General features: G+C 56.2%; 23 protein-coding genes. 14 read left to right on the top strand and 9 right to left on the bottom strand.

Going from position 1 to position 21,968, the window contains the following annotated elements:
• Positions 1–192: 192 nt before the first annotated feature.
• The gene (locus BFV64_RS21820; protein ID WP_069602425.1) at positions 193–1,494 is read left to right on the top strand and encodes a cytosine deaminase; all 1,302 of its coding nucleotides are present in this window, start codon (positions 193–195) and stop codon (positions 1,492–1,494) included.
• A gap of 18 nt (positions 1,495–1,512) precedes the next feature.
• Here the strand turns inward: BFV64_RS21820 and tsgA are convergent, their stop codons facing one another.
• Positions 1,513–2,694 carry an MFS transporter TsgA gene (tsgA, locus tag BFV64_RS21815; protein ID WP_023331476.1) on the bottom strand — a complete coding sequence of 394 codons (1,182 nt, stop codon included), beginning with the start codon at positions 2,692–2,694 and terminating at the stop codon, positions 1,513–1,515.
• Positions 2,695–2,971: 277 nt separating this feature from the next.
• Between tsgA and ppiA the strand changes: the two genes are divergently transcribed.
• From ppiA to argD, 4 genes are all read left to right on the top strand, one after another.
• Positions 2,972–3,544, top strand: a complete 573-nt coding sequence (ppiA, locus tag BFV64_RS21810; RefSeq protein ID WP_014885514.1) for a peptidylprolyl isomerase A — start codon at positions 2,972–2,974, stop codon at positions 3,542–3,544.
• A gap of 105 nt (positions 3,545–3,649) precedes the next feature.
• A complete protein-coding gene (locus BFV64_RS21805) occupies positions 3,650–4,234 on the top strand; it encodes a putative adenosine monophosphate-protein transferase Fic (protein ID WP_014885513.1) in 585 nt (194 codons plus the stop codon).
• Positions 4,235–4,264: 30 nt separating this feature from the next.
• Entirely contained in the window at positions 4,265–4,828 is a 564-nt protein-coding gene (gene pabA / locus BFV64_RS21800; protein ID WP_045281915.1) for an aminodeoxychorismate synthase component 2, read from the top strand.
• An 86-nt stretch (positions 4,829–4,914) separates the two neighbouring features.
• On the top strand, positions 4,915–6,135 hold the full coding sequence (gene argD / locus BFV64_RS21795; protein WP_177336815.1) for a bifunctional acetylornithine/succinyldiaminopimelate transaminase: 1,221 nt from the start codon (positions 4,915–4,917) through the stop codon (positions 6,133–6,135).
• Here argD and BFV64_RS21790 read toward each other — a convergent pair.
• On the bottom strand, positions 6,132–8,219 hold the full coding sequence (locus BFV64_RS21790) for a YccS/YhfK family putative transporter (RefSeq protein WP_069602424.1): 2,088 nt from the start codon (positions 8,217–8,219) through the stop codon (positions 6,132–6,134). The two genes, argD and BFV64_RS21790, sit on opposite strands and share 4 nt — an antisense overlap.
• A 57-nt stretch (positions 8,220–8,276) precedes the next feature.
• Complete coding sequence (gene crp, locus BFV64_RS21785; protein ID WP_000242758.1) at positions 8,277–8,909, bottom strand: cAMP-activated global transcriptional regulator CRP; 633 nt, start codon at positions 8,907–8,909, stop codon at positions 8,277–8,279.
• Between the two features lie 311 nt (positions 8,910–9,220).
• Between crp and BFV64_RS21780 the strand changes: the two genes are divergently transcribed.
• The gene (locus BFV64_RS21780; protein WP_014885509.1) at positions 9,221–9,625 is read left to right on the top strand and encodes an OsmC family protein; all 405 of its coding nucleotides are present in this window, start codon (positions 9,221–9,223) and stop codon (positions 9,623–9,625) included.
• 86 nt (positions 9,626–9,711) lie between these two features.
• Here the strand turns inward: BFV64_RS21780 and BFV64_RS21775 are convergent, their stop codons facing one another.
• The 3 genes from BFV64_RS21775 to BFV64_RS21765 are packed head-to-tail and all read right to left on the bottom strand — an operon-like array spanning position 9,712 to position 11,849.
• Complete coding sequence (locus tag BFV64_RS21775; RefSeq protein ID WP_014885508.1) at positions 9,712–10,581, bottom strand: phosphoribulokinase; 870 nt, start codon at positions 10,579–10,581, stop codon at positions 9,712–9,714.
• Between the two features lie 30 nt (positions 10,582–10,611).
• A complete protein-coding gene (locus BFV64_RS21770) occupies positions 10,612–10,830 on the bottom strand; it encodes a YheU family protein (RefSeq protein WP_003861664.1) in 219 nt (72 codons plus the stop codon).
• On the bottom strand, positions 10,827–11,849 hold the full coding sequence (locus BFV64_RS21765; RefSeq protein WP_069602423.1) for a hydrolase: 1,023 nt from the start codon (positions 11,847–11,849) through the stop codon (positions 10,827–10,829). Before BFV64_RS21765 ends, BFV64_RS21770 begins: the two co-directional genes overlap by 4 nt.
• A gap of 228 nt (positions 11,850–12,077) precedes the next feature.
• On the opposite strand from BFV64_RS21765, the gene mdcA reads away from it, so the two are divergent.
• The 8 genes from mdcA to mdcH all read left to right on the top strand — a co-directional run bounded on the left by mdcA (position 12,078) and on the right by mdcH (position 19,124).
• Positions 12,078–13,733 carry a malonate decarboxylase subunit alpha gene (gene mdcA / locus BFV64_RS21755; RefSeq protein ID WP_069602422.1) on the top strand — a complete coding sequence of 552 codons (1,656 nt, stop codon included), beginning with the start codon at positions 12,078–12,080 and terminating at the stop codon, positions 13,731–13,733.
• Positions 13,733–14,590 (top strand): triphosphoribosyl-dephospho-CoA synthase, encoded by an 858-nt coding sequence (locus BFV64_RS21750; RefSeq protein WP_045281917.1) that lies wholly within the window; start codon positions 13,733–13,735, stop codon positions 14,588–14,590. Before mdcA ends, BFV64_RS21750 begins: the two co-directional genes overlap by 1 nt.
• Before the next feature lie 9 nt (positions 14,591–14,599).
• Positions 14,600–14,899 (top strand): malonate decarboxylase acyl carrier protein, encoded by a 300-nt coding sequence (mdcC, locus tag BFV64_RS21745; RefSeq protein ID WP_014885504.1) that lies wholly within the window; start codon positions 14,600–14,602, stop codon positions 14,897–14,899.
• On the top strand, positions 14,892–15,725 hold the full coding sequence (locus tag BFV64_RS21740; RefSeq protein ID WP_014885503.1) for a biotin-independent malonate decarboxylase subunit beta: 834 nt from the start codon (positions 14,892–14,894) through the stop codon (positions 15,723–15,725). Before mdcC ends, BFV64_RS21740 begins: the two co-directional genes overlap by 8 nt.
• On the top strand, positions 15,725–16,525 hold the full coding sequence (gene mdcE / locus BFV64_RS21735; RefSeq protein ID WP_045134903.1) for a biotin-independent malonate decarboxylase subunit gamma: 801 nt from the start codon (positions 15,725–15,727) through the stop codon (positions 16,523–16,525). The genes BFV64_RS21740 and mdcE overlap by 1 nt, the downstream gene beginning before the upstream one ends.
• Before the next feature lie 123 nt (positions 16,526–16,648).
• Positions 16,649–17,608 carry an AEC family transporter gene (locus BFV64_RS21730; protein WP_069602421.1) on the top strand — a complete coding sequence of 320 codons (960 nt, stop codon included), beginning with the start codon at positions 16,649–16,651 and terminating at the stop codon, positions 17,606–17,608.
• Positions 17,609–17,610: 2 nt separating this feature from the next.
• On the top strand, positions 17,611–18,228 hold the full coding sequence (locus tag BFV64_RS21725; protein WP_045134901.1) for a malonate decarboxylase holo-ACP synthase: 618 nt from the start codon (positions 17,611–17,613) through the stop codon (positions 18,226–18,228).
• On the top strand, positions 18,228–19,124 hold the full coding sequence (gene mdcH, locus BFV64_RS21720; protein ID WP_045134900.1) for a malonate decarboxylase subunit epsilon: 897 nt from the start codon (positions 18,228–18,230) through the stop codon (positions 19,122–19,124). The genes BFV64_RS21725 and mdcH overlap by 1 nt, the downstream gene beginning before the upstream one ends.
• Before the next feature lie 335 nt (positions 19,125–19,459).
• Here the strand turns inward: mdcH and BFV64_RS21715 are convergent, their stop codons facing one another.
• From BFV64_RS21715 to BFV64_RS21705, 3 genes are all read right to left on the bottom strand, one after another.
• On the bottom strand, positions 19,460–19,750 hold the full coding sequence (locus BFV64_RS21715; RefSeq protein ID WP_014885498.1) for a DUF6966 domain-containing protein: 291 nt from the start codon (positions 19,748–19,750) through the stop codon (positions 19,460–19,462).
• A complete protein-coding gene (locus BFV64_RS21710) occupies positions 19,747–20,904 on the bottom strand; it encodes a DUF8093 domain-containing protein (protein WP_045134899.1) in 1,158 nt (385 codons plus the stop codon). Before BFV64_RS21710 ends, BFV64_RS21715 begins: the two co-directional genes overlap by 4 nt.
• A gap of 113 nt (positions 20,905–21,017) precedes the next feature.
• Positions 21,018–21,959, bottom strand: a complete 942-nt coding sequence (locus BFV64_RS21705) for a LysR family transcriptional regulator (protein ID WP_069602420.1) — start codon at positions 21,957–21,959, stop codon at positions 21,018–21,020.
• Between the last annotated feature and the right edge of the window lie 9 nt (positions 21,960–21,968).

Genomic DNA, 21,968 nt, shown 5'->3' with positions numbered 1-21,968 from the left:
AGGGGCGCTTATTGATGTAAATCAAATACGTCTTCGCCTACTCCTTAGGTGGTATGCGGCTGATTTGTCAGGATTTTTATAAGTTATGGAAATCGCAGGCTTTTCGGGGGCGTCGATTTTGTGTACAAAGCAATGGCGTATTTTTGAACAAAAATATGCTTAAACAACGTTGCGTTGATCAGGGGATAAGAAATGTCTACAACACCGCTTTGGCTTGTTCAGAATGTTCGCTTACCGGGCCGGGAAGGACTATGGCAACTCGCCATTGAGAACGGGCGATTTGGTGACATCACCCCAATGGACGACACCCGCGCTGAAAGTTATGAAGTGTTGAACGCGCGCGGCGGGCTGGCGATCCCACCGTTTATCGAGCCGCATATCCATCTTGATACCACCCAGACGGCAGGCGAGCCGAACTGGAACCAGTCGGGCACGCTCTTTGAGGGCATTGAACGCTGGGCGGAGCGCAAAGCGTTACTCAGCCATGACGACGTCAAAGCGCGCGCCTGGAAAACGCTGAAGTGGCAAATCGCCAACGGCATTCAGTTTGTCCGTACCCATGTGGATGTCTCCGACCCGACGCTCACCGCCCTGAAGGCCATGCTGGAGGTGAAGCAGGAGGTGGCCCCATGGGTGACGCTGCAAATCGTCGCGTTCCCCCAGGAGGGTATTCTCTCTTACCCGAACGGCGCGGCGCTGCTGGAAGAGGCGTTAAAACTGGGTGCCGACGTGGTGGGGGCGATCCCGCACTTCGAATTCACCCGCGAGTATGGCGTCCAGTCGCTGCATATTGCTTTTACACTGGCGAAGAAATATGACCGTCCGCTGGATATCCATTGCGATGAAATTGACGACGAACAGTCGCGGTTTGTCGAAACGGTGGCTACCCTGGCCTACGAGGCCGGCATCGGTCCGCGCGTGACCGCCAGCCATACTACCGCCATGCACTCCTACAACGGTGCGTACACCTCGCGCCTGTTCCGCCTGTTGAAGATGTCGGGGATTAACTTCGTCGCTAACCCGCTGGTCAATATCCACCTGCAGGGGCGTTTTGACGACTATCCTAAGCGCCGCGGCATCACGCGCGTGAAGGAACTCCAGGAAGCAGGCATTAACGTCTGCTTTGGTCATGACGATGTTTTTGACCCCTGGTACCCGCTGGGAACCGGCAATATGCTCCAGGTGCTGCACATGGGGTTACACGTCTGCCAGATGATGGGCTATCCGCAAATCGACAGAGGCCTGGATCTGATCACCCATAACAGCGCCCGTACCTTTGGCCTGAGCGATTACGGTATTGCCACGGGCAATCCGGCGAATCTGGTGATTTTGCCTGCGGAAAGCGGGTTTGAAGCGGTGCGCTGTCAGGTGCCGGTGCGCTGGTCGATTCGTCAGGGGCGGGTGATTGCCACGACGCAGCTGGCGCAGACGTGGATTCAGATGGATATCGGGGGTGAAGAGGTCAGCTTTGCCAGAAACAGCCCCTCTGCGTAGCGCAAAGGGGCGTGAAGGTTAGTGAGACGCTACCGCGTTGTGCTGGCGGTGGCGAGTCACGAAGCCCAGCACGAAGCACATGATGAACACCACGGCATACAGACCGTTAGCGGTGTGCAGCGCCGCCAGCGGGCCGCTGTGGGCAACGATCGGCCCCGTCACCACAAAGGTGAGCATGGTGCCGATGGTACCGCAGGTCAGCACGAAGTTAACCAGCTTCGGCGAAGCTACTTTGGTCTGCAGGGAGCCCAGCGTGATGATCGAGGTGTAAATCGCGCTGGAGAAAAAGCCCAGGGTCATAATGAACCACGGCATATTGTCCGGGGAACCGTTGATGAACAGATACATCAGCACGGTTGCCAGGCCCGCCAGCACCGTCAGGATGCGCTGCAGATCGAAGAAGCGCAGGATGAAGCTAAACGCCCACATGCCGAACATGTAAGACATCCAGAAATCGCTTACCAGTTTACCCGCGTCGTTCAGGCTCATGCCCAGGCCTTTCGCGTATTCCGGTACCCAGGAGATAAAGCCCAGCTGGCCCAGGATATAGCACAGGGCGGCGATGGAGAGGAACAGTACGCCGATGCCCCATTTCTCTTTCGCGACGGGTTCTGCGCTGGTTTGCGCTTTTTTGCCCAGAACCGGGAATTCACAGCCGAAGGTCAGAATAAAGATTGCTACGTAAACCAGACCGATACAGGCATAGACCCAGTACCACTCAATGCTGCGTGCCAGCAGAACGGCGGCCACCATCGGGAAAATCATCCCGGCCATGCTGAAGAAGGAGTCGGTGAACAGCAGGCGCGCGCCGCGCTGACGGCCTTCATACATATGGGTAATCAGGAACGTACCGATCGACATGGTGATCCCGCTGACCAGGCCGAGCACGAACATGGCGGCGGAGAACAACGCGATGCTGTGACTCAGCATCAGACCCGCCACGGCGGCGACCATCAGCACAAAGCCAAAACGCAACTGCGTCTTCAGCGGCACGATTTCCATCAGCCAGGCATTCAGGAAGATAGAGATGAGGATACCGGCGTTGAGGAAGGTAAAGGTGTTACTCATACTGGAGACGGGCAGCTGGAAGTAGTCTGCGATATTCCCCATCACCATCCCGGTGACGATCACCAACGCGCCGGTCAGGGCGTAGGAGAAGAAGCTGATCCATGTGAGCTTGATGCGATTGCTGTTAGTCATGTCTGGCCTGTTCAAAAAAGAAAAGCGCCCGGAGGGCGCTGAGAGCGGGCAGATTTTAGACATTAAAGTGATCCATTCATACCTTTTCAAAGAAATTTAAACTTCATTGCAGTTTTTTATGTGATCTATATCACATAAAAAGACGCCGTAACCAATCGTTTGCGTGGTTACAACTGTTTCAATTTCGTAAAATTAGGTAAAAGGCTGGTCTCCGTTCATACTGCTCTTTAGAATCAAGCCATTCGCTTTTTATACTGCGCTTTGTTAAGGAATTCTCATGCTCAAATCAACACTGGCGGCTGTCGCAGCTGTGTTTGCTCTTTCTGCCGTTTCCCCTGCTGCGCTGGCAGCCAAAGGGGACCCTCACGTTCTGCTGACCACCTCTGCCGGGAATATTGAGCTGGAACTGAATAGCCAGAAAGCTCCGGTTTCCGTGAAAAACTTCCTCGACTATGTGAACAGTGGTTTTTATAACAACACCACTTTCCACCGCGTGATCCCTGGCTTCATGATTCAGGGCGGCGGTTTCAACGAGCAGATGCAGCAGAAGCAGCCGAACCCGCCGATCAAAAACGAAGCGGACAACGGCTTGCTGAACAAGCGCGGCACGATTTCCATGGCGCGTACGGCGGATAAAGACAGCGCCACCAGCCAGTTCTTCCTCAACGTGGCGGATAACGCCTTTCTCGACCATGGCCAGCGCGACTTCGGTTACGCGGTCTTCGGTAAAATTGTGAAAGGGATGGACGTGGCGGATAAGATTTCTCAGGTTCCTACTCATGACGTCGGCCCGTACCAGAATGTGCCGTCCAAACCGGTCGTGATCCTCTCCGCAAAAGTACTGCCGTAACCCTCTTTGACACGGGCGGCGCTCGCCCGTGTAATGCCCCCTCCCTGCGAAAGCGCGTTTTGCTGCTTATACTTGTGGCAAACGGACTATTCAGGGAGGCGTTAAGTGAAAAAACTCACCGACAAGCAAAAATCCCGTATTTGGGAGCAGCAGCGTAACGTCAATCTTCAGGCCAGTTGTCTCCTTGAAAAAGGTCATGGTCCTTCAGAACCCCATATTGAGACGCTGGAGCTCGGGCCTTCCGCGCCCGGTTTACCCCATCTTTGTCTTATTCACCGCCATCTGTATCGCAAAGAGCTGAAGCGGGCGGGCGAATACCGTACCGACGATATTTTTAAAGGTGACATTCCTTTCTGCCACTTCGAGTACATCGAGAAGATGGGCAATGAATTGATGGCGGACCTGGAAAGCGAAAAGTATCTGGTGGGTCTTCAGAAAGAAACCTTTGTGAACAGAGTTAGTCACTACTACTGTGAAATCAATATGCTGCATCCTTTTATGAGCGGCAATGGTATTGCACAACGGGTCTTCTTTGAGCAGCTGGCCATTCATGCCGGGTATATGCTGGACTGGCGGGGTATCGATCCCGAGCAGTGGGTGGCGGCGAACCGAAGCGGCGCGACGGGCGATTTGACTGCGCTGAACGCTGTCTTTGCCAAAGTAGTGAGCGAAGCGCGGGAATCTGAGTAGAATAGGGCGGCATTTTTTTCGGGAGCCGCCATGATTCTGCTGATTGATAACTACGATTCCTTCACCTGGAACCTTTACCAGTATTTTTGTGAGCTGGGAGCAGAGGTGGTTGTCCGCCGTAACGATGACGTGACTCTGGCCGATATTGCGACGCTGGCTCCGCAGAAAATTGTGATTTCACCCGGCCCCTGCACGCCGTCGGAATCGGGCGTGTCTCTGGATGTTATCCGGCACTATGCTGGCAAGCTGCCCATTCTGGGCGTCTGCCTGGGCCATCAGGCCATTGCCCAGGTATTCGGCGCCACCATCGTGCGTGCCGCGAAAGTGATGCACGGAAAAACGTCGCCGGTCACGCATACCAGTATCGGGGTATTCACGGGGCTCAATAATCCCTTAACCGTGACGCGCTACCATTCGCTGGTGATTGACCCGCCGACGCTGCCAGACTGCTTTGAGGTGACCGCCTGGAGCGATACGCAGGAGATCATGGGGATTCGCCACCGCGAGTGGGATCTTGAGGGCGTGCAATTCCATCCGGAAAGTATCCTTAGCGAGCAAGGGCATGACCTGCTGGCTAATTTCTTCCATCGCTGAATATCTGTTGCCTTGCTGTGATTTTTTATGCATATTTTGTGATTATATTTTCACAATCAATGTGACATAAAATGGATGGGCATGACATGGCAACTGAACAACCAGCAATTACCCGCGCAACATTCGATGAAGTGATTCTGCCGATTTATGCACCGGCTGAGTTTATCCCGGTTAAGGGGAAAGGCAGCCGCGTCTGGGATCAGCAGGGAAAAGAGTATGTGGATTTCGCGGGCGGTATTGCGGTCACGGCGCTGGGTCATTGCCATCCTGCGCTGGTGGAGGCGCTGAAAACCCAGGGCGAAACCCTGTGGCACACCAGTAACGTATTCACCAACGAGCCGGCGCTGCGTCTGGGCCGCAAAATCATTGATGCCACGTTTGCCGAGCGTGTGCTGTTTATGAACTCCGGCACCGAAGCCAACGAAACCGCCTTTAAGCTGGCGCGCTATTACGCGACGACGCGTCACAGCCCGTACAAAACCAAAATCATCGCCTTCCACAACGCCTTCCACGGGCGCTCGTTCTTTACCGTCTCCGTCGGCGGCCAGCCGAAGTATTCCGACGGCTTTGGCCCAAAACCGGCCGATATCGTCCATGTGCCGTTTAACGATCTGCATGCGGTGAAAGCGGTGATGGACGACCACACCTGCGCGGTAGTCGTGGAGCCAATTCAGGGCGAAGGCGGCGTGACGGCGGCCACCCCGGAATTCCTGCAAGGGCTACGCGCGCTGTGTGATGAGCATCAGGCGCTGCTGGTGTTTGATGAAGTGCAGTGCGGAATGGGACGTACCGGCGATCTGTTCGCTTATATGCACTACGGCGTGACGCCGGATATTTTGACCAGTGCCAAAGCGCTCGGCGGTGGTTTCCCGGTGAGTGCGGTGCTGACGACTCAGGAGATCGCCTCTGCGTTTCATGTCGGTTCGCACGGCTCAACCTATGGCGGTAACCCGCTGGCGAGCGCTGTGGCGGGGGCGGCATTCGATATCATCAATACCCCAGAAGTGCTGAACGGCGTGAATGCGAAGCGTGAGCTGTTCGTAAAACATCTGCAAAAGATCAATGACCAGTATGATGTGTTCAGCGAAATCCGTGGCATGGGTCTGCTGATCGGTGCCGAGCTCACGCCACAGTACAAAGGCCGCGCCCGCGATTTTCTGCATGCTGCCGCCCACGAAGGGGTAATGGTGCTGAATGCGGGGCCAGACGTGATGCGTTTCGCACCGTCGCTGGTGGTGGAAGAGAAAGACATTGAAGACGGGTTAACCCGCTTTGCCGTAGCGGTCGCGAAGATCGTTAAAGGCTAATACTCGGTTCGTTTTAACCGGCGCGTTAACCAAATGCCATGATGAGGACGCTGACGCCATGCCACCGACGAAATGGTGTGCATGGTGTTCAGGTGGCCCAGCACGCGATGCAAATGCTGCTCCAGGGTGCTCATCGGCCCGTGAGTCAGCGTTTCCGGCGCTTCCAGAATGTTCGAATCCCCCGACTCACCCGGCGCGTCATACTCCAGACGCTGCTGACACCTCTGCAGGGCGATTTCACACGACTGCAAATAACGCTGCGCCAGATCCGGCGTCAGCATCGTGTGCTCGCGCGCCAGGGTGGTCATGGCGTTAATATGCTCGACGATAAACTGGCTATGCGTGACCCAGAGCTTCATGTCCGCCAGATAGTGCGCGTTAAAGCCTGGCTCCTGCATCGCCTGGTTGAGCGAGTTAAACAGGGCGTTGTGCGCCTGATTAACTTTCATCCGCTGATACGCCAGCGGGGAGGGCTGCGGGTCGTCGCTCAGGATCAGACGAATGGCCTGCTGGTCAGCCTCCAGCGCGTCGTGGGCGTTCTGGCGCAGCAATCCGCTTTGCCACTGCGGCCACAGCCAGACCATGCCACCAAAGGCAATCAGACAGCCAATCAGCGTATCGATCAGGCGGGCAACGATAAACTGTTCGCCGTTTAGCGTAAGCAGCTGAAGGGTATATACCGCCGTCACCGTAAAGCCCACCATCGCCCAGCCGTAGTTTTTGCGGATAATCAGGTAACTCACCAGCGTAATCACCAGCATCCCAGCCAGGGTATACCCCTCGGGAACGTGGAAGTGTAGCGTTACGCCCGCAATAATCAGCCCCGCCATCGTGCCGCCTGCCCGGTGCAGAATACGTACCCGCGTGGCGCCGTAGCCGTTCTGGGTGACAAACAGCACGGTCATTAAGATCCAGTACGGTTTCGGCAGATGCAGCGCCATGCCCATCAGACTGGCGATACTGAGCATAACGCTAATCCGCGCGGCATTGCGCAGGGCAGAAGACTTAAGAGAGAGATAGCTTCTGAGTGCTGGCAGGAGCGGCAGACGTTTTTGCTTATCCGCCATCAGGTCGCGGGGATACAGCGGGCGCTGGGTGCGCAGCACGCGGGCAATGCGGCTGAAGTGCCAGGCGGCAAACTGGCCGACCGGGTTATCCGGATGCTGACGAGCAATTTTCTCCAGCGCGCCGAGCTGTTTATCCATGTTAAAGCGCGTGGGGTAGCGGTGATAGAGAATGTCGTCCGCCAGCACCCGCAGGCGCGCGGAGACGGTCTGCGCATTCCAGCGGATCACCGCCTCGGCGTGGCTGCGCTCGACCAGCTTTTGCACCTCTTGTGGGTGATGAAGGCTCACGGAGATATGCTCCTGCAGATCCAGCCCCACCTGGAAGGTGCGCAGCAGGCGTTTATATTCGTGATTCTTGTTGGCGGCGAGCATATGCAGCTGCTGATAGCACTGGCTTATCAGATCCACCACCTTTTGCTGGCGCGTCAGCAGCGGCGGTAAGGATTTTTCCGGGTCGGTATGCTGGGTCAGCAAGGTGTATTTGGCTTCGCAGTAATCCGCAAGCTGCACATACAACAGGCTCAGAGATTCACGCAGCGGCTGTTCCCGCCACAGCCAGAACCAGAACCAGTTAAACAGCCCGTACCACAGCGTGCCGAGGGCGTAGATCAGCAGCGGCTCCCACACCGGCATATTCCCGGCGAGGCTCAGGGTGAAGATGGCGGCAATCAGTGAAGCGGGAAGCAGGCGGGCGTGCAGGGAACTGATTTCTGCGGTAACACCGAGGCTCATCGCCAGTACGGTCAGGATCAGCGGCAGCGGAATATCGCGCGCCAGTAAAAGCTGCACGGCGAGGCTACAGCCAGCAAACAGCGAACCGCCAACGATCAGGCGTTTGAAAAAGCGTTTATGCGGCGTGTCCAGACCGGCGATGTTGCAGCAGGCGGGAACGAGAGAAAACAGCAGACCCTGCTGGAGTTGTCCCAGAAGCAGGCCCACGGCCACAGGAAGGCACAACACCAGCGTTTGTCGCAGTGCGTAATTAACTTCCGGGTGATAGATCAGCCTGCGCCACATGGGGAATAGAGACAAAAACGGCGTGACACCTTGCGATGGCACGCCGTTTGAGCGGAATTAACGCGTTCCGTAGACCACGATGGTTTTACCGTGGGCAGAGATCAGGTTCTGATCTTCCAGCATTTTCAGGATACGACCCACCGTTTCGCGGGAGCAACCGACGATCTGACCAATTTCCTGACGGGTAATTTTAATTTGCATGCCGTCCGGGTGGGTCATGGCGTCTGGCTGTTTCGCCAGGTTCAGCAGGGTCTGCGCGATACGACCGGTGACGTCCAGGAAGGCGAGGTTACCCACTTTCTCGGATGTGACCTGCAGACGACGCGCCATCTGGGAAGAAAGACGCATCAGGATGTCAGGGTTTACCTGAATCAACTGACGGAATTTCTTGTAAGAAATTTCAGCCACTTCACATGCTGTCTTTGCACGAACCCAGGCGCTACGTTCCTGGCCTTCTTCAAACAGGCCCAGTTCACCGATAAAATCGCCCTGGTTCAGATAAGAAAGGATCATCTCTTTCCCTTCCTCATCTTTGATCAGCACTGCCACCGAGCCTTTGACGATGTAATACAACGTTTCCGCTTTTTCACCCTGGTGAATCAGCGTGCTCTTCGATGGGTACTTATGAATGTGGCAATGAGACAAGAACCATTCGAGAGTCGGGTCTGTTTGCGGTTTGCCAAGCACCATGCGCTGTTATCCTCTGTTATAAGCTGTCACCAGAGTCATCAGATGCATCCGGACTCTGGGGTTGCAATCGAATTCTTACCCATACCCTGGGAAGTCGGCTGTCGTAACGTTTCGCAGCCAGTAAAGTTTGATGTCCTCTGCATACATGTGTAACGTCAATGTATTACTGTAGCATCCTGAGTGTTTTAGCATAGCTTTCGCCGCGTGTCTCCTGGTGTCTCGCTTCAGCATGATGCAGGTCGCCTTCCGTTGCGAGAAATGTAACGCACGCGTAATCTGTCACCGAAAATGCAACGTTGGAGTCAAAGAATATGCAAGCGCGCGTGAAATGGGTTGAAGGTTTAACGTTCCTGGGCGAATCCGCGTCAGGGCACCAGATTTTGATGGACGGTAACTCCGGCGATAAAGCCCCCAGCCCAATGGAAATGGTGCTGATGGCGGCGGGTGGATGCAGCGCGATTGACGTGGTGTCGATTCTGCAAAAAGGTCGTCATGACGTGACGGATTGCGAGGTTAAACTCACCTCAGAACGTCGCGAAGAGGCGCCACGCCTGTTCACCCACATTAATCTGCACTTTGTGGTCACCGGTAAAGCGCTTAAAGACGCGGCGGTTTCGCGTGCGGTGGATCTGTCTGCGGAAAAATACTGCTCTGTGGCGTTAATGCTGGAGAAAGCGGTAAAAATCACGCATTCGTATGAAGTGATCGAGGCTTAATCTTTTGGCGGGTGGCGCTTCGCTGACCCGCCCTACAAAAGCATGAACGTAGGCCCGGTAAGCGCAGCGCCACCGGGCAGAACAACTCACGCAATCTGCTTCCCTTCCATCAACCGCTCCACCAGCGGCGTCATGATGAGCTCCATCGCCAGCCCCATTTTTCCGCCTGGTACCACTAACGTATTCATGTGCGAAATAAACGAGCCCTGCAGCATCGCCAGCAGCCAGGGGTAATCAATGCCTTCGAGATTGCGGAAGTGGATCACCACAAAGCTCTCGTCCAGCGACGGGATGGTTTTCGCCGCGAACGGGTTAGAGGTGTCCACCGTCGGCACGCGCTGGAAGTTAATGTGCGTGCGGGAGAACTGTGGCGTGAGGTAGTTGATGTAGTCTTCCATGGAGCGCACCACCGAATCCATCACCGCTTCGCGCGAATGGCCGCGCTCGCTCATGTCGCGCGTCAGCTTCTGGATCCACTCCAGGTTCACGATAGGCACCACGCCAACCAGCAGATCCACATGACGCGCCACGTCATGCTGTGGGGTGACTACGCCGCCGTGTAATCCCTCATAAAACAGCACATCGGTGGGTTCCGGCAGCGGCTGCCAGGGGGTAAAGGTGCCCGGCACCTGATTCCACGGCACAGCTTCATCATAGGTATGCAGATACTTACGCGATTGCCCTTTGCCGCTCTGACCGTACTCCAGGAAGGTTTGCTCAAGAAGGCCAAAGTCATTGGCTTCGGGACCGAAATAGCTGATGTGTTTACCCAGATCGCGCGCCTTACGGATCGCCATGTCCATTTCAGGTCGCGTATAGCGGTGAAAACTGTCGCCTTCGACCTCCGCCGCCCGGAGATTCAGTTGGGCGAAAATCTTACGAAACGCGAGGCTGGTGGTGGTCGTTCCCGCACCACTCGACCCTGTAACGGCAATAATGGGATGTCTGGCAGACATAGCAACTCCCTGACTGAAAAGGTTGGAAGGTCAGCCGTGAAACGCGTTGCGGGGCATGATATTGACCGTCTCATGCAGTTCTGACCACACCAGCACCACGTCGCCGCTTTTCAGCTGGCGTTTTACATCGTTGACCTTCTGCTCGAGTGAGCGTTCATGTTCACCATAATCGGTGCCTTCACGTAATACAAAGCTTTCAATCAAATTATCGAGCGTTTCGGGAGACAGATCCTGCCAGGGGATGATCATTTTGCACCGTCCAGATAAGGAGTAAGCCAGTCAGGAATACGCGCCTCCAGCCACATTTTCGGGCGGTGCAGCGTCCCGCCAATAAACCCAACGTGGCCGCCATGTTCAGTCAACTGATAGTGAACATTGTCGGGAAGGAATTCCTGCGCGGGAATAGAGTGATGATCCATAAACGGATCATCTTTGGCGTGAATAATCAGCGTCGGCTGGGTGATTTTGCTGAGCAACGGCATGGCGCTGCACTGACGGTAATAGTCGATCGCATCGGCGAAGCCGTGAATTTTTGCGGTGATCAGATCGTCGAATTCACGAATGCGGCGCACCTTTTTCAACTGGCGCAGGCTGACCGGCAGGGTATCCGGGTAAGCCTTCAGCTTACGTGCGGCGTTGGCTTTCAGCAGGTTGAGCAGATAGCGCTGATAGACGCGGGAAAACCCTTTATCCATATGGTAGCTGCACTGCTCCAGCATAAACGGCGCGGAGACAATCACTGCGGCATTGAGCGGTACGCTGTCGCCCTCTTTGGCCAGCAGGCAGGCGAGCATATTTCCGCCCAGCGAATACCCCACGGCCGCCGTTGGCACGGTGCCATAGTTTTCCCGCAGCCAGTGTAAAAACCAGGTTCCGTCTTCGGTTTCACCCGAGTGATAGATGCGTTTCTGTCGATTTGGCTCGCCGCTGCAGCCACGAAAATGCATCACCACCCCGAGCCAGCCGCGCGCTTTTGCTGCCTCAATCAATCCATGCGCATAAGGGCTGTGCAGACTCCCTTCCAGACCATGAAAAACCACCAGACGCGGCTTATGACGTGCCTGCTCGGGGTCTTCGCTCCAGGCGAGATCCAGAAAATCACCGTCTGGCAGGTCAAGCCGCTGCCAGTGCGGCGTGAACTGAACCTTACGGCGGATCAGCCGTGGCAGCATGGTCTGCAAATGGCAGTTGGACACACCGCGCATGGGCACGAACTCGGTGCTGTCTTCGGCTGCAATGTCGAAGTCTGTTGGAATGATTTGGGTCATAAGCGCGATGCTGATTCTTGTCGGAAATTAACGATACTTTCCGAATTGTACCCCGTTTAGCCTGGTTTTCCGAAACATGAACTGATCCCGATCACAAATCTTTACCGTGATTATTACTCTCAGGCTAATGATTCCGCTCTACGCTTAATTGATGCCTTTCCCACCAGAGCGCACACTTTACTCAACGTTAAGCAAATCAAAATGATTAGCTGAATCAGGAGGTTAATAATGTTATCTGGGCAAACACCCACCCGGCAATGGAACACGCGACGCAGCGAAAAAGCGCGTCGTCTGGCGTCCGTACCGGTGCAGGGCAAGGTACTGCCAACCGGCGATCTTGTCGCCATGCTGGAAAAACTGATCGCCCCTGGCGATAAGGTCGTTCTGGAAGGTAACAACCAGAAGCAGGCCGATTTCCTTTCACGCTCGCTGGCTGAAGTGAACCCGCAAATTGTCCACGATCTGCATATGATCATGCCGAGCGTCGGCCGTAGCGAGCATCTGGATATCTTTGAGAAAGGCATCGCCCGCAAGCTGGACTTCTCCTTCTCCGGGACGCAGAGCCTGCGAATCTCCCAGCTGCTGGAAGATGGTCAGCTCGAAATCGGCGCTATCCATACCTATATCGAGCTCTATTCACGCCTCTACGTCGACCTCTCGCCCAACGTGGCGCTGATTGCGGGGTTTAAAGCAGACCGCAAAGGCAACCTCTACACCGGGGCGAGCACCGAAGATACTCCGGCACTGGTGGAAGCCGCGGCCTTCCACGACGGGATTGTGATTGCGCAGGTGAATGAACTGGTGGACGACGAATGCGACCTGCCGCGCGTCGATATTCCGGGCTCCTGGATTGACTATGTTGTCGTTGCCGACAAGCCATTCTTTATCGAACCGCTGTTTACCCGTGATCCGCGACTGATCAAACAGGAACACATCCTGATGGCGATGATGGCGATTAAGGGCATCTACGCGGAACATCAGGTGCAGTCCCTCAACCACGGGATCGGTTTTAACACCGCAGCGATTGAACTGCTGCTGCCGACCTACGGCGAACAGCTCGGCCTGAAGGGCAAAATCTGTAAGCACTGGACCCTGAACCCGCACCCAACGCTGATCCCGGCAATTGAAAGCGGCTGGGTGGAAAGCGTGCACTGCTTCGGCGGCGAGCTGGGGATGGAAGAGTACATCCGCGCCCGTCCGGACATCTTCTTTACCGGTGCCGACGGCTCCATGCGTTCCAACCGTGCGTTCTGTCAGCTGGCCGGTCAGTATGCGGTCGATATGTTTATCGGCTCAACTCTGCAGGTTGATGGTTACGCCAACTCCTCAACGGTGACACGCGGTCGTCTTTCCGGCTTCGGCGGTGCGCCAAACATGGGGCACGACCCACATGGTCGTCGCCACGCTACACCGGCCTGGCTGAACATGATCACCGAACCTGACCCGATGCAGCGCGGTAAAAAACTGGTCGTGCAGATGGTGGAAACCTTCCAGGCGGGCGTAAAGACGACCTTTGTGGAAAAGCTTGATGCTGTTGACGTGGCAAAAGCGTCCGGGATGCCTCTGGCGCCGGTCATGATATACGGCGACGACGTGACGCACGTGCTGACGGAAGAGGGGATTGCTTACCTCTATCGCGCCAAAGATCTTGAGGAGCGTCGTGCCATGGTCGCCGCTGTGGCGGGGATTACCGATATCGGCCTGGGCGTGGATGCTAAACGCGTGGCGGAACTGCGCCAGAGCGGCAAGGTTGTTTATCCGGAAGATATGGGTATTCGCCGCACCGACGCCACCCGCTCTCTGCTGGCGGCGGGCAGCGTGTCAGACCTCGTTGAATGGTCCGGCGGTCTGTACAACCCACCTGCGAAATTCCGGAGCTGGTAATGAAACTTCTGCCCCAGATTCAGGTTGAAGGCGGTGCCGAATGGCTGGCGCGAACCGCCACGCAGTGTCTGATTGACGAAGCACGATTAAGCCCGAAACCCGGTCTGGTGGACAGTCGGGGGAACGGTGCGCACCACGATTTATCCCTTGCGCTGATGGAGCGCTCCGCGCGCAGCCTGACCCCGACGTTTCAGGCGCTGGCGCAGCAAAGCTGGCTGCGTCCGGCAGATATTGCGCTTCGGCAAACCGTTGGCCGTCTTGGTCGCGAAGGCGAGCAGCAGATGATGGCTGCAACGTGTGGCGTAAACACCCATCGCGGCGCGATTTGGGCGCTGGGGTTGCTGGTCAGCGCGGTGGCGATGCTGGGCGGGGAAGCCAGGGCGCACGACGTCGCCCGCACTGCCGCGCAGCTGGCGAAACTCCCTGACGAGGCGGCGCCGAAAGTGTTCAGCAAAGGCCTTCGCGCCACGCACCGCTACCGCGTACCGGGTGCACGCGAAGAGGCTCAGCAGGCGTTCCCGCACATTATGCAGCGCGCGTTGCCGCAGCTTCGCCTGAGCCGTCTCAACGGCAGCAGTGAAACGCACGCCAGGCTTGACGCGCTGATGGCGATCATGACGTCGCTTACCGACACCTGCGTGCTGTCGCGCGCCGGGCTGGAGGGGCTGGACGCCATGCAGGACGGTGCCCGTGCGGTACTGAACGCCGGAGGTTGTGCAACGGCTGCAGGCCAGCAGGCGCTGGCTAACTTAGACCGTCAGATGCTGGTGCTAAACGCCTCCCCAGGCGGCGCTGCTGACCTGCTTGCTGCCACGCTGTTTCTCGATCGCGTCGAAACGCCTTATTCAAAGCATTAAGAGGATGTTATGGAAAAAATCACATTGACCGTGCCAGCCAGCCGCGCGTTAAGCGGCAGGGCCCTGGCAGGGGTAGTCGGTTCCGGGGATATGGAGGTGCTCTTCACCGCCGAACCGGGCCAGACGTTAACCATTGATATCACCACCTCCGTCGACAACAGCCGGGGTCGCTGGGAGGCACTGTTCAACCGCCTGCAAACGGTCAGTAGCCTGCCAGCAGGAAAACTGACCATTCATGATTTCGGCGCGACGCCGGGCGTGGCTCGCATTCGTATCGAACAGGTTTTTGAGGGGGTGAGCCATGCGTGATGACAGCAGCTTTATCGAATTGAAAGCACGCCAGCGTGCGCAGGCCCTGCTCGATGAGGGTAGCTATCGCGAACTGCTGGATCCGTTTGAAGGCATTATCTCTCCGTGGCTTGGGCCACAGGGCATTGTTCCGCAGGCGGACGACGGCATGGTGGTGGCGAAAGGCACGATCAACGGTCAGCCAGCCGTTGTGGTCGCCATTGAAGGTGCGTTCCAGGGCGGCAGCATGGGTGAAGTGTCCGGTGCCAAAATGGCGGCGGCGCTGGAGCTGGCGGCAGAAGATAACCGCAACGGCATTCCGACTCAGGCTGTGCTGTGCCTCGAAACCGGCGGCGTTCGTCTGCAGGAGGCGAACCTGGGTCTGGCCGCCATTGCCGATATCCACGCGGCGATTGTTGACCTGCGTCGTTACACGCCCGTTATCGGGATTGTCGCAGGGACCGTGGGCTGCTTCGGTGGGATGTCCATCGCGGCGGCGCTGTGCAGCTACCTGATTGTGACCCGCGAAGCGCGTCTCGGACTGAACGGTCCGCAGGTCATCGAGCAGGAAGCGGGGATTGAAGAGTACGACTCCCGTGACCGTCCGTTTATCTGGAGCATGACCGGTGGCGAAGTGCGCTACCAAAGCGGGCTGGTTGACGCGCTGGTCGGTGACGGTATCAACGCGGTGAAAGCGGCGATGAACGACGCGATTGCCAGGGGCGTACCCGCGAAACACCGCACCGATAACTACGACGATTACCTGAACCGTCTGACGAATTTCGACACCCGCAAACAGGCCGATGCCGAACAAATTAACGCGCTTTTTGCCCGGGAGGTGAAATGATGACTAACGCAATAAGCCGTGGCGAACTCTGGATGACTCTGCTCGCGCCGAATGTAAAACGTGTGGAAGGGCTTTGCCCGTCCGTGCAGGCGGCAGACGGCGAACTGAACGGTGAAGCGGTGCGTTTTGTTGCCGTGGTGCCGGATGCCCACAACCATTTCCCGCGCGCGGCGAAAGGGGAAGTCGGTCTGCTGGAGGGCTGGACGCTGGCGAAAGTGGTGAGCGAAACCGTGGCCGAGGATGCCAGTAAGTCCGTGAAGCGTCCGATTGTGGCGGTGATTGACGTCCCAAGCCAGGCCTATGGCCGTCGCGAAGAGGCGTTTGGTATCCACCAGGCGCTGGCGGGGGCTGCCGCCGCGTATGCCAACGCGCGCCTGGCCGGTCATCCGGTGATTGGGCTTATCGTCGGTAAAGCGATGTCCGGCGCATTTCTGGCGCATGGCTACCAGGCTAACCGCCTGATTGCTTTCAACGATAAAGGGGTGCTGATCCACGCGATGGGTAAAGAGTCTGCGGCGCGCATTACGTTGCGAACCGTCGACGCGCTGGAAAAACTGGCGGCCACCATTCCGCCGATGGCCTATGACATCAGCAACTACTCCACCCTGGGGCTGCTTTCAAACCTGCTGGACATCAGCAACCCGGATGCCCCCTCCGATAACGATCTGGCGCAGGTGAAAACCATCCTGCAACAGGCCATCAGTGACGCTCGTCAGGACACCACGTTGAACAATCGTCTGGGTGCTGACAACCGCCGCAGCTCTGCCCTCGTACGCGAACGCATGCGGGCAAGCTGGTAAGTAAAAAGAGACCTGCCAGATGCACGACCCCGCGGACGTAACCGTTACGTCCGCGCGGGAACCTGCATCCTGAAAATAATAATCATCGCGCCAGTGCTTAAACTTTTTTACTACAGGTGAATTATGACTTACGTAATTGTTCATGCTCTTGCACCGATTTTCGTCATCATGCTGCTGGGATTCTGGGCCGGTAAGGCAAAGATGGTCGATAACAAAAACGTTTCCCTGCTTAATATTTTCGTGATGGATTTTGCACTGCCTGCCGCGCTGTTCAACGCCACCGTGCAAACGCCGTGGACCGGCATTGTGGCCCAGTCGCCGCTGATTCTGGTGCTGACCCTGGCGATGTGGATAACCTATGCGGCCATCTACTTCCTCGCCACCGGCGTCTTTAAAAAATCGCCGCAGGATGCCGCCGTGCTGACGCTGACCGTCGCCCTGCCAAACTATGCTGCGCTCGGCCTGCCTATTCTGGGCAGCGTGCTGGGTGAAGGTTCATCGACATCACTGTCTGTTGCGGTCTCCATCGCCTGCGGTTCGGTGCTGATGACTCCGTTCTGCCTGCTCATTCTGGAACGTGAAAAAGCGCGCGCCGAAGGGAATAACTCTGGCTCGACGCTCTCCATGCTGCCGGTGCTGATGTGGCGTTCGATTAAAAAACCGATCGTGATGGGCCCGCTGCTGGGTGTCATTTTGTCCGCCATCGGTATCAAAATGCCGGAACTGGTGCTGGCGGCGATTAAACCGCTGGGGCTGTCCGCGACCGCTGCAGCGCTGTTCCTGACCGGGGTGATCCTCTCTGCCCGTAAGCTGCAGATCAACACCATGGTGATCACGTCAACTATCGCCAAGCTGCTGATTCAGCCTGCGATTGCCTGGGGTATCGTTTTACTCTTTGGTCTGCACGGTTCCGTGGCGATCACCGCTATCCTGATGATTGCGCTTTCTGCGGGCTTCTTCGGTGTGGTGTTCGGTAACCGCTTTGGCGTGCAGTCTCCGGATGCGGAAGCCGTGCTGCTGTTAAGCTCCGTACTGTGTATCCTGTCGCTGCCGCTGTTTATCTCGCTGACCTCAGGAATGTAATCATGACCACAACATTACGCCCCCACGACCTCATCTGGCTTACCGCGCGAGACGCGCTGGAAGGCATCACCGACGACTGGGTGGAGGCGGCCTGGCATACCGGTTTGCCGGTCGTAGTGCGGCGTGATGTTGATAACGCTGGCCGTATTCCCGTTGGCGTGCGCGGCCTGCGCCGCGACCAGCGGGCGGCCGGATGGGTGAAACCAGAACACGTAACGCGTGTGGTGTTACCCGAATCACTGAGCGTAACGGCGGATCTGCTGCGCTCGCCCTTTGTGACGCAGCCACCGGTACAGGTGGCGCTACAACTTTCTCAGCAGCTGTGGCCATGGTCGTGGGGCATTACCGGCAGCACTGGCTATGCGCTGGCGACCGGTATTCCGGTTATCCATGCCGACAGCGATCTCGACCTGTTGATCCGCGCCCCGCAGCCGATTTCCCCTGATGCGTTTACCGCATGGCAGTCGCAGCTGAGTCGCGCATTGTGCCGGGCGGATACGCAGGTCGATACACCCGAAGGGGGATTCGCGCTGGCGGAGTGGCTGCGCGACGGCAAAACGCTGCTGAAAACCCGCCGCGGGCCGCGTCTGGTAACGGACCCGTGGCGCAGGGAGGAGTAATGAAAATACTGTTTACCTTTCCGGGGCAGGGCACGCAGCATGAAGGTATGCTGCATAACCTGCCGGGAACGGCGCTGGCTCAGGCGCGTAAGGTACTGGGAAGCGAAGTCGATACGCTGGACAGTGCAGCCTCGTTACGCCACACCCGCGCGGTTCAACTTTGTCTGTTGATTTCAGGCGTGGCCTGGGCACGCGAGCTTGAACGTCGCGGCGTGACGCCGGACATTGTGAGCGGTTTGTCGATTGGCGCGTACCCGGCAGCAGTGATGGCTGGCGCACTGGAATTTACCGACGCCCTTAAGCTGGTTGCATTGCGCGGCGATCTGATGGAGCAGGCGTATCCGCACGGCTATGGCCTGACGGCGATTATGGGGTTGACCCTGTCGCAGGTGGAACAGCTTATCGAAGGCACGGGCACGTACATCGCGAACCTGAACGCCGAAACGCAGATTGTAATTGCCGGCTCCGATGAAGGGATGGCGCAGGTAGCCGAGCGGGCGCTGGCGAAAGGGGCGAGCAAGGCCAAACGGCTGGCGGTCAGCGTGCCGTCGCACTGCGCACTGCTGGCGGACCCGGCGCAGAAGCTGGCGGCAGCGTTTGAATCGGTCACGCTTTCACGCCCACGCTGCGCGTATCTGAGCGGCAGTACCGGACGCGTGCTCTGGCAGCCGGAGAAGATCGCCGACGATCTGGCGATGAATATGGCGCGTACCGTGCGCTGGCAGGAGGCGGTGATATCCGCGAATGAACGCGATGCGCGGCTGGCAATCGAGATGCCTCCCGGCGGCGTGCTGACCTGCTTAACGCGACAGGCGGCGTGGGAAGGGGAATCCATTTCGCTGGAACGCAGCGGGGTTGATGTAGCGGTACATTTGGCGGGTCGGCTTCAGCGGTGAGTTTTGCCCGGCGGCGCTTTCGAAAAACGTAAGGTAAGTTTGGCACTTATAGCTCAGTGTAGAAATCTCCCTGAGCATGCGTCAGCGACGCTGATGACGAGTGTTAGGGTAAACACCTTTTTTTATTAAATCGATTGCCTGCTCAAGTTGCTGGTAAAGCCTATGACGCAAATGTTCCAGTTCTTCATTCTCTTCAGTGAAAAATGCGGCAGTTGGAATGGGAGAGTAACTCTACTACGCTGGAACACAGCAGCGTTGAGATAGGATGATAGCAGCGCTTCCTGAGCACATTTTCGTTATGCCGGGTACGGATGTCAGGGGCAATCATTAAGCGCTTAATGACCTCTTGTCCGCACAATTTCTGCTGTTAATGCGTCATAAAGTTGATCCTGCAGTATGTTCAACTCTCTGTTTTCACTAGTTAACATTTGACCGTTTTGATGTAAAACTACGTCATTAAATGACCCAGCGCCACCGAATGTACGTTTAATCTTGATTAACGTTGTGTCGTAATCTACCTCCAGGTCCTTGCTGAAATTCTCAAATGTTGCAGCCCATTTCGTTTCACCACTATCTGAAAGCAGATGGGTTATTTTTACCAAAAATTTCTGAATATTAGCTTTCATTTTAGATTACCAAAACCTAGTGTTTTCACTCCTGGTATATCCCATGGAGCTGGAATTAAAACCTGTTCTGAACCACCCGCATAGAAACCCGTTTGGTAACCGACATTTCCAATATAGACCTTTGAGCCAGCAGGTATTTCTACTTCAAAGTAACTATCAATTATTGATTTGCTTCCATCAGGCCATTCAGGCAGAACTGCTTTATCGATTCGAGTTTGGATAATACCTTGAGGTTTCTCGTAACTAAAAAAACGTCCTAAATCAGTACCGTTCTGGCCGCCTCGATAGAAAACTGTATCTTCAGAAAGCGTTATTTCTTTATATACACCTCCTGAGAACGTTTCAGCAAATCTATTACTCAATGGTCCAGGCTTGATCATCGAATATTCGCCCTCGACCTTTCCAAGAACATGGAGATTCTCCAGTTCAGAAAGCTCACTTGCCGTACCTAATCGACTAAGACCAAATCCCGCAGCGACAGAAGCGCCAGCAATGATTAGCCCCTTATTGTCCATGACTTCAGTGTATCCGGCTGGCGCATCACCACCAAGTTGCTCCGCTGTTTGCCTAAAGCCTTCAATGTTGCCGTTGTAGATTCCACCTGCCGCCAGTAATCGTCCGGCTGCTTTGCTGTTGATGGTTTTGGTGGCTTGTGCGTGCTGTACGGGAGCATCGGAATTATACTGTTTAATGGTCGGAGCAGGTTTTCGTCCCGGGTGTGCGTTCAGGCAATGTTCGTAAATATTCCGTACTTCCCGCTGGAAACTGTCGCTATAGCTGTCCATGAAACAGTCATAAACCAGATTACCGTCGTCATCGAAGAAGAAGGGGTTGCGGAAACGGTCCCACTTCTCTGCGGTGTTTACGCCAACCATCCAGCCCTGCTCAAGATTCCATTTTACTTCATCATAAAGACCGTCGTATTCCGTGTGGTGCTTGCGGTTGTATGGTTGCGCCGCGAAGCGGTGGTATACGCCGTCACGACGTTTGGGGATGGTGAAATGTTGAAAACGGTTTTGAGGGGCATATTTTAGATAATCCAGTTCGTAAAATACGCTCGCCATTTCCAGTGCATCGCGTGGCGTGAGGATGAACTGAATATCAGCCGGTGCTAAATCACAGCCAGCATCCCATTTCATGTAGAGTGTGAACATCCTGTTCCTGCTTTAAGCCATGTTGTTTTTGTGGATATTCAGAGGTAAAGGATGATAAGTCAAATGTGGCGTTCAGTTTTAGTGAACCCTGGAACAGGGGGAATGCACCAGGCCTACAGGGCCGAGGTACCTGCCGTGAGGCTTCGCGCATACATCCGCCCTTCGGCGGCCAGTGCGCGTAGGCTCGGATCCTGCTCGCGGTTGCGGGCAAAGACAATCGCAATCAGCTGCTGCATCTGGTACGGTTCCGCCAGCTTCAATAGCTGCACCGAGTTCTCATACACTTTCTTCATCCTCCCCGGCATCAGCGTAAAACCGACGCCCGCCTGCACCAGGCTCAACATAGAGAAAATGTCATTCACGCGCGTGACGATTTCCGGCTCGAATCCGGCGATGTGGAACGCTTCCTGGAACCCGGCGTAGGTGGCGAACCCTTCTGCCAGCGCGACAAATTTCTGGTGTTTGTAATCACGAAGATCCGCTGGCCCATGGGCGTTCAGCGTGGCGGACGCGGGCGCGGCAAGGAAAATGTCGTCGTGAAACAGGGGCAGTACTTCGAGGCCGTTACGGTCGATATCGCTTTCGGAGATGGAGATCAATATGGCGTCCAGCGACCCTTCGTCCAGCATGTGTAGCAACGTGTCGTTAGAGCCCATCGTCAGATCCATCTCCAGATCCGGACGGCGTAATTTCATGCCCATAATCAGGCGCGGTACGGTTTCCAGGGTGAGCGAGTAGAGCGTACCGACGCGCAACCGACCCTGGCCGATACCGGCGATTTTGCGCGACTCTTCCAGCCCGCGCTCCATCACCTGCATGACTTCCTGGCAATATTCCAGCAGCGTCCAGGCGGAAGGCAGCGCAATCAGATTGCGCCCCTTGTGGGTAAAAAGCGGGCAGCGCACGTTCTCTTCCAGCGTGTGCAGCGCGCGGTGCACACTGACACCGCTCAGCCCGAGCGTTTCGGCGGTACGGGCGATATTCCCTTTCTCCATGAAGGTCATGAAGATGCTGAGTTTGCGGAATGTAATCTCGCTCGTGGTATCGAAACGCATAACCCTCCC

Source organism: Enterobacter kobei (genome assembly GCF_001729765.1).
GTDB classification, from domain to species: domain Bacteria; phylum Pseudomonadota; class Gammaproteobacteria; order Enterobacterales; family Enterobacteriaceae; genus Enterobacter; species Enterobacter kobei.
The sequence above is the reverse complement of the archived record's forward strand: the minus strand, read 5'-3'. Positions and strand labels throughout refer to the sequence as shown.

Excerpts from the sequence above, each read along its gene's own strand:
- BFV64_RS21775 (WP_014885508.1), bottom strand. The coding sequence starts at position 10,581 with ATGTCTGCCAGACATCCCATTATTGCCGTTACAGGGTCGAGTGGTGCG.
- BFV64_RS21750 (WP_045281917.1), top strand. The coding sequence starts at position 13,733 with ATGAAACTTCTGCCCCAGATTCAGGTTGAAGGCGGTGCCGAATGGCTG.
- BFV64_RS21740 (WP_014885503.1), top strand. The coding sequence starts at position 14,892 with ATGCGTGATGACAGCAGCTTTATCGAATTGAAAGCACGCCAGCGTGCG.
- mdcC (WP_014885504.1), top strand. The coding sequence starts at position 14,600 with ATGGAAAAAATCACATTGACCGTGCCAGCCAGCCGCGCGTTAAGCGGC.
- ppiA (WP_014885514.1), top strand. The coding sequence starts at position 2,972 with ATGCTCAAATCAACACTGGCGGCTGTCGCAGCTGTGTTTGCTCTTTCT.
- BFV64_RS21765 (WP_069602423.1), bottom strand. The coding sequence starts at position 11,849 with ATGACCCAAATCATTCCAACAGACTTCGACATTGCAGCCGAAGACAGC.
- BFV64_RS21790 (WP_069602424.1), bottom strand. The coding sequence starts at position 8,219 with ATGTGGCGCAGGCTGATCTATCACCCGGAAGTTAATTACGCACTGCGA.
- BFV64_RS21770 (WP_003861664.1), bottom strand. The coding sequence starts at position 10,830 with ATGATCATCCCCTGGCAGGATCTGTCTCCCGAAACGCTCGATAATTTG.
- BFV64_RS21730 (WP_069602421.1), top strand. The coding sequence starts at position 16,649 with ATGACTTACGTAATTGTTCATGCTCTTGCACCGATTTTCGTCATCATG.
- BFV64_RS21710 (WP_045134899.1), bottom strand. The coding sequence starts at position 20,904 with ATGTTCACACTCTACATGAAATGGGATGCTGGCTGTGATTTAGCACCG.
- crp (WP_000242758.1), bottom strand. The coding sequence starts at position 8,909 with ATGGTGCTTGGCAAACCGCAAACAGACCCGACTCTCGAATGGTTCTTG.
- BFV64_RS21705 (WP_069602420.1), bottom strand. The coding sequence starts at position 21,959 with ATGCGTTTCGATACCACGAGCGAGATTACATTCCGCAAACTCAGCATC.
- BFV64_RS21725 (WP_045134901.1), top strand. The coding sequence starts at position 17,611 with ATGACCACAACATTACGCCCCCACGACCTCATCTGGCTTACCGCGCGA.
- BFV64_RS21780 (WP_014885509.1), top strand. The coding sequence starts at position 9,221 with ATGCAAGCGCGCGTGAAATGGGTTGAAGGTTTAACGTTCCTGGGCGAA.
- argD (WP_177336815.1), top strand. The coding sequence starts at position 4,915 with ATGGCAACTGAACAACCAGCAATTACCCGCGCAACATTCGATGAAGTG.
- tsgA (WP_023331476.1), bottom strand. The coding sequence starts at position 2,694 with ATGACTAACAGCAATCGCATCAAGCTCACATGGATCAGCTTCTTCTCC.
- pabA (WP_045281915.1), top strand. The coding sequence starts at position 4,265 with ATGATTCTGCTGATTGATAACTACGATTCCTTCACCTGGAACCTTTAC.
- BFV64_RS21820 (WP_069602425.1), top strand. The coding sequence starts at position 193 with ATGTCTACAACACCGCTTTGGCTTGTTCAGAATGTTCGCTTACCGGGC.
- mdcH (WP_045134900.1), top strand. The coding sequence starts at position 18,228 with ATGAAAATACTGTTTACCTTTCCGGGGCAGGGCACGCAGCATGAAGGT.
- mdcA (WP_069602422.1), top strand. The coding sequence starts at position 12,078 with ATGTTATCTGGGCAAACACCCACCCGGCAATGGAACACGCGACGCAGC.
- BFV64_RS21715 (WP_014885498.1), bottom strand. The coding sequence starts at position 19,750 with ATGAAAGCTAATATTCAGAAATTTTTGGTAAAAATAACCCATCTGCTT.
- mdcE (WP_045134903.1), top strand. The coding sequence starts at position 15,725 with ATGACTAACGCAATAAGCCGTGGCGAACTCTGGATGACTCTGCTCGCG.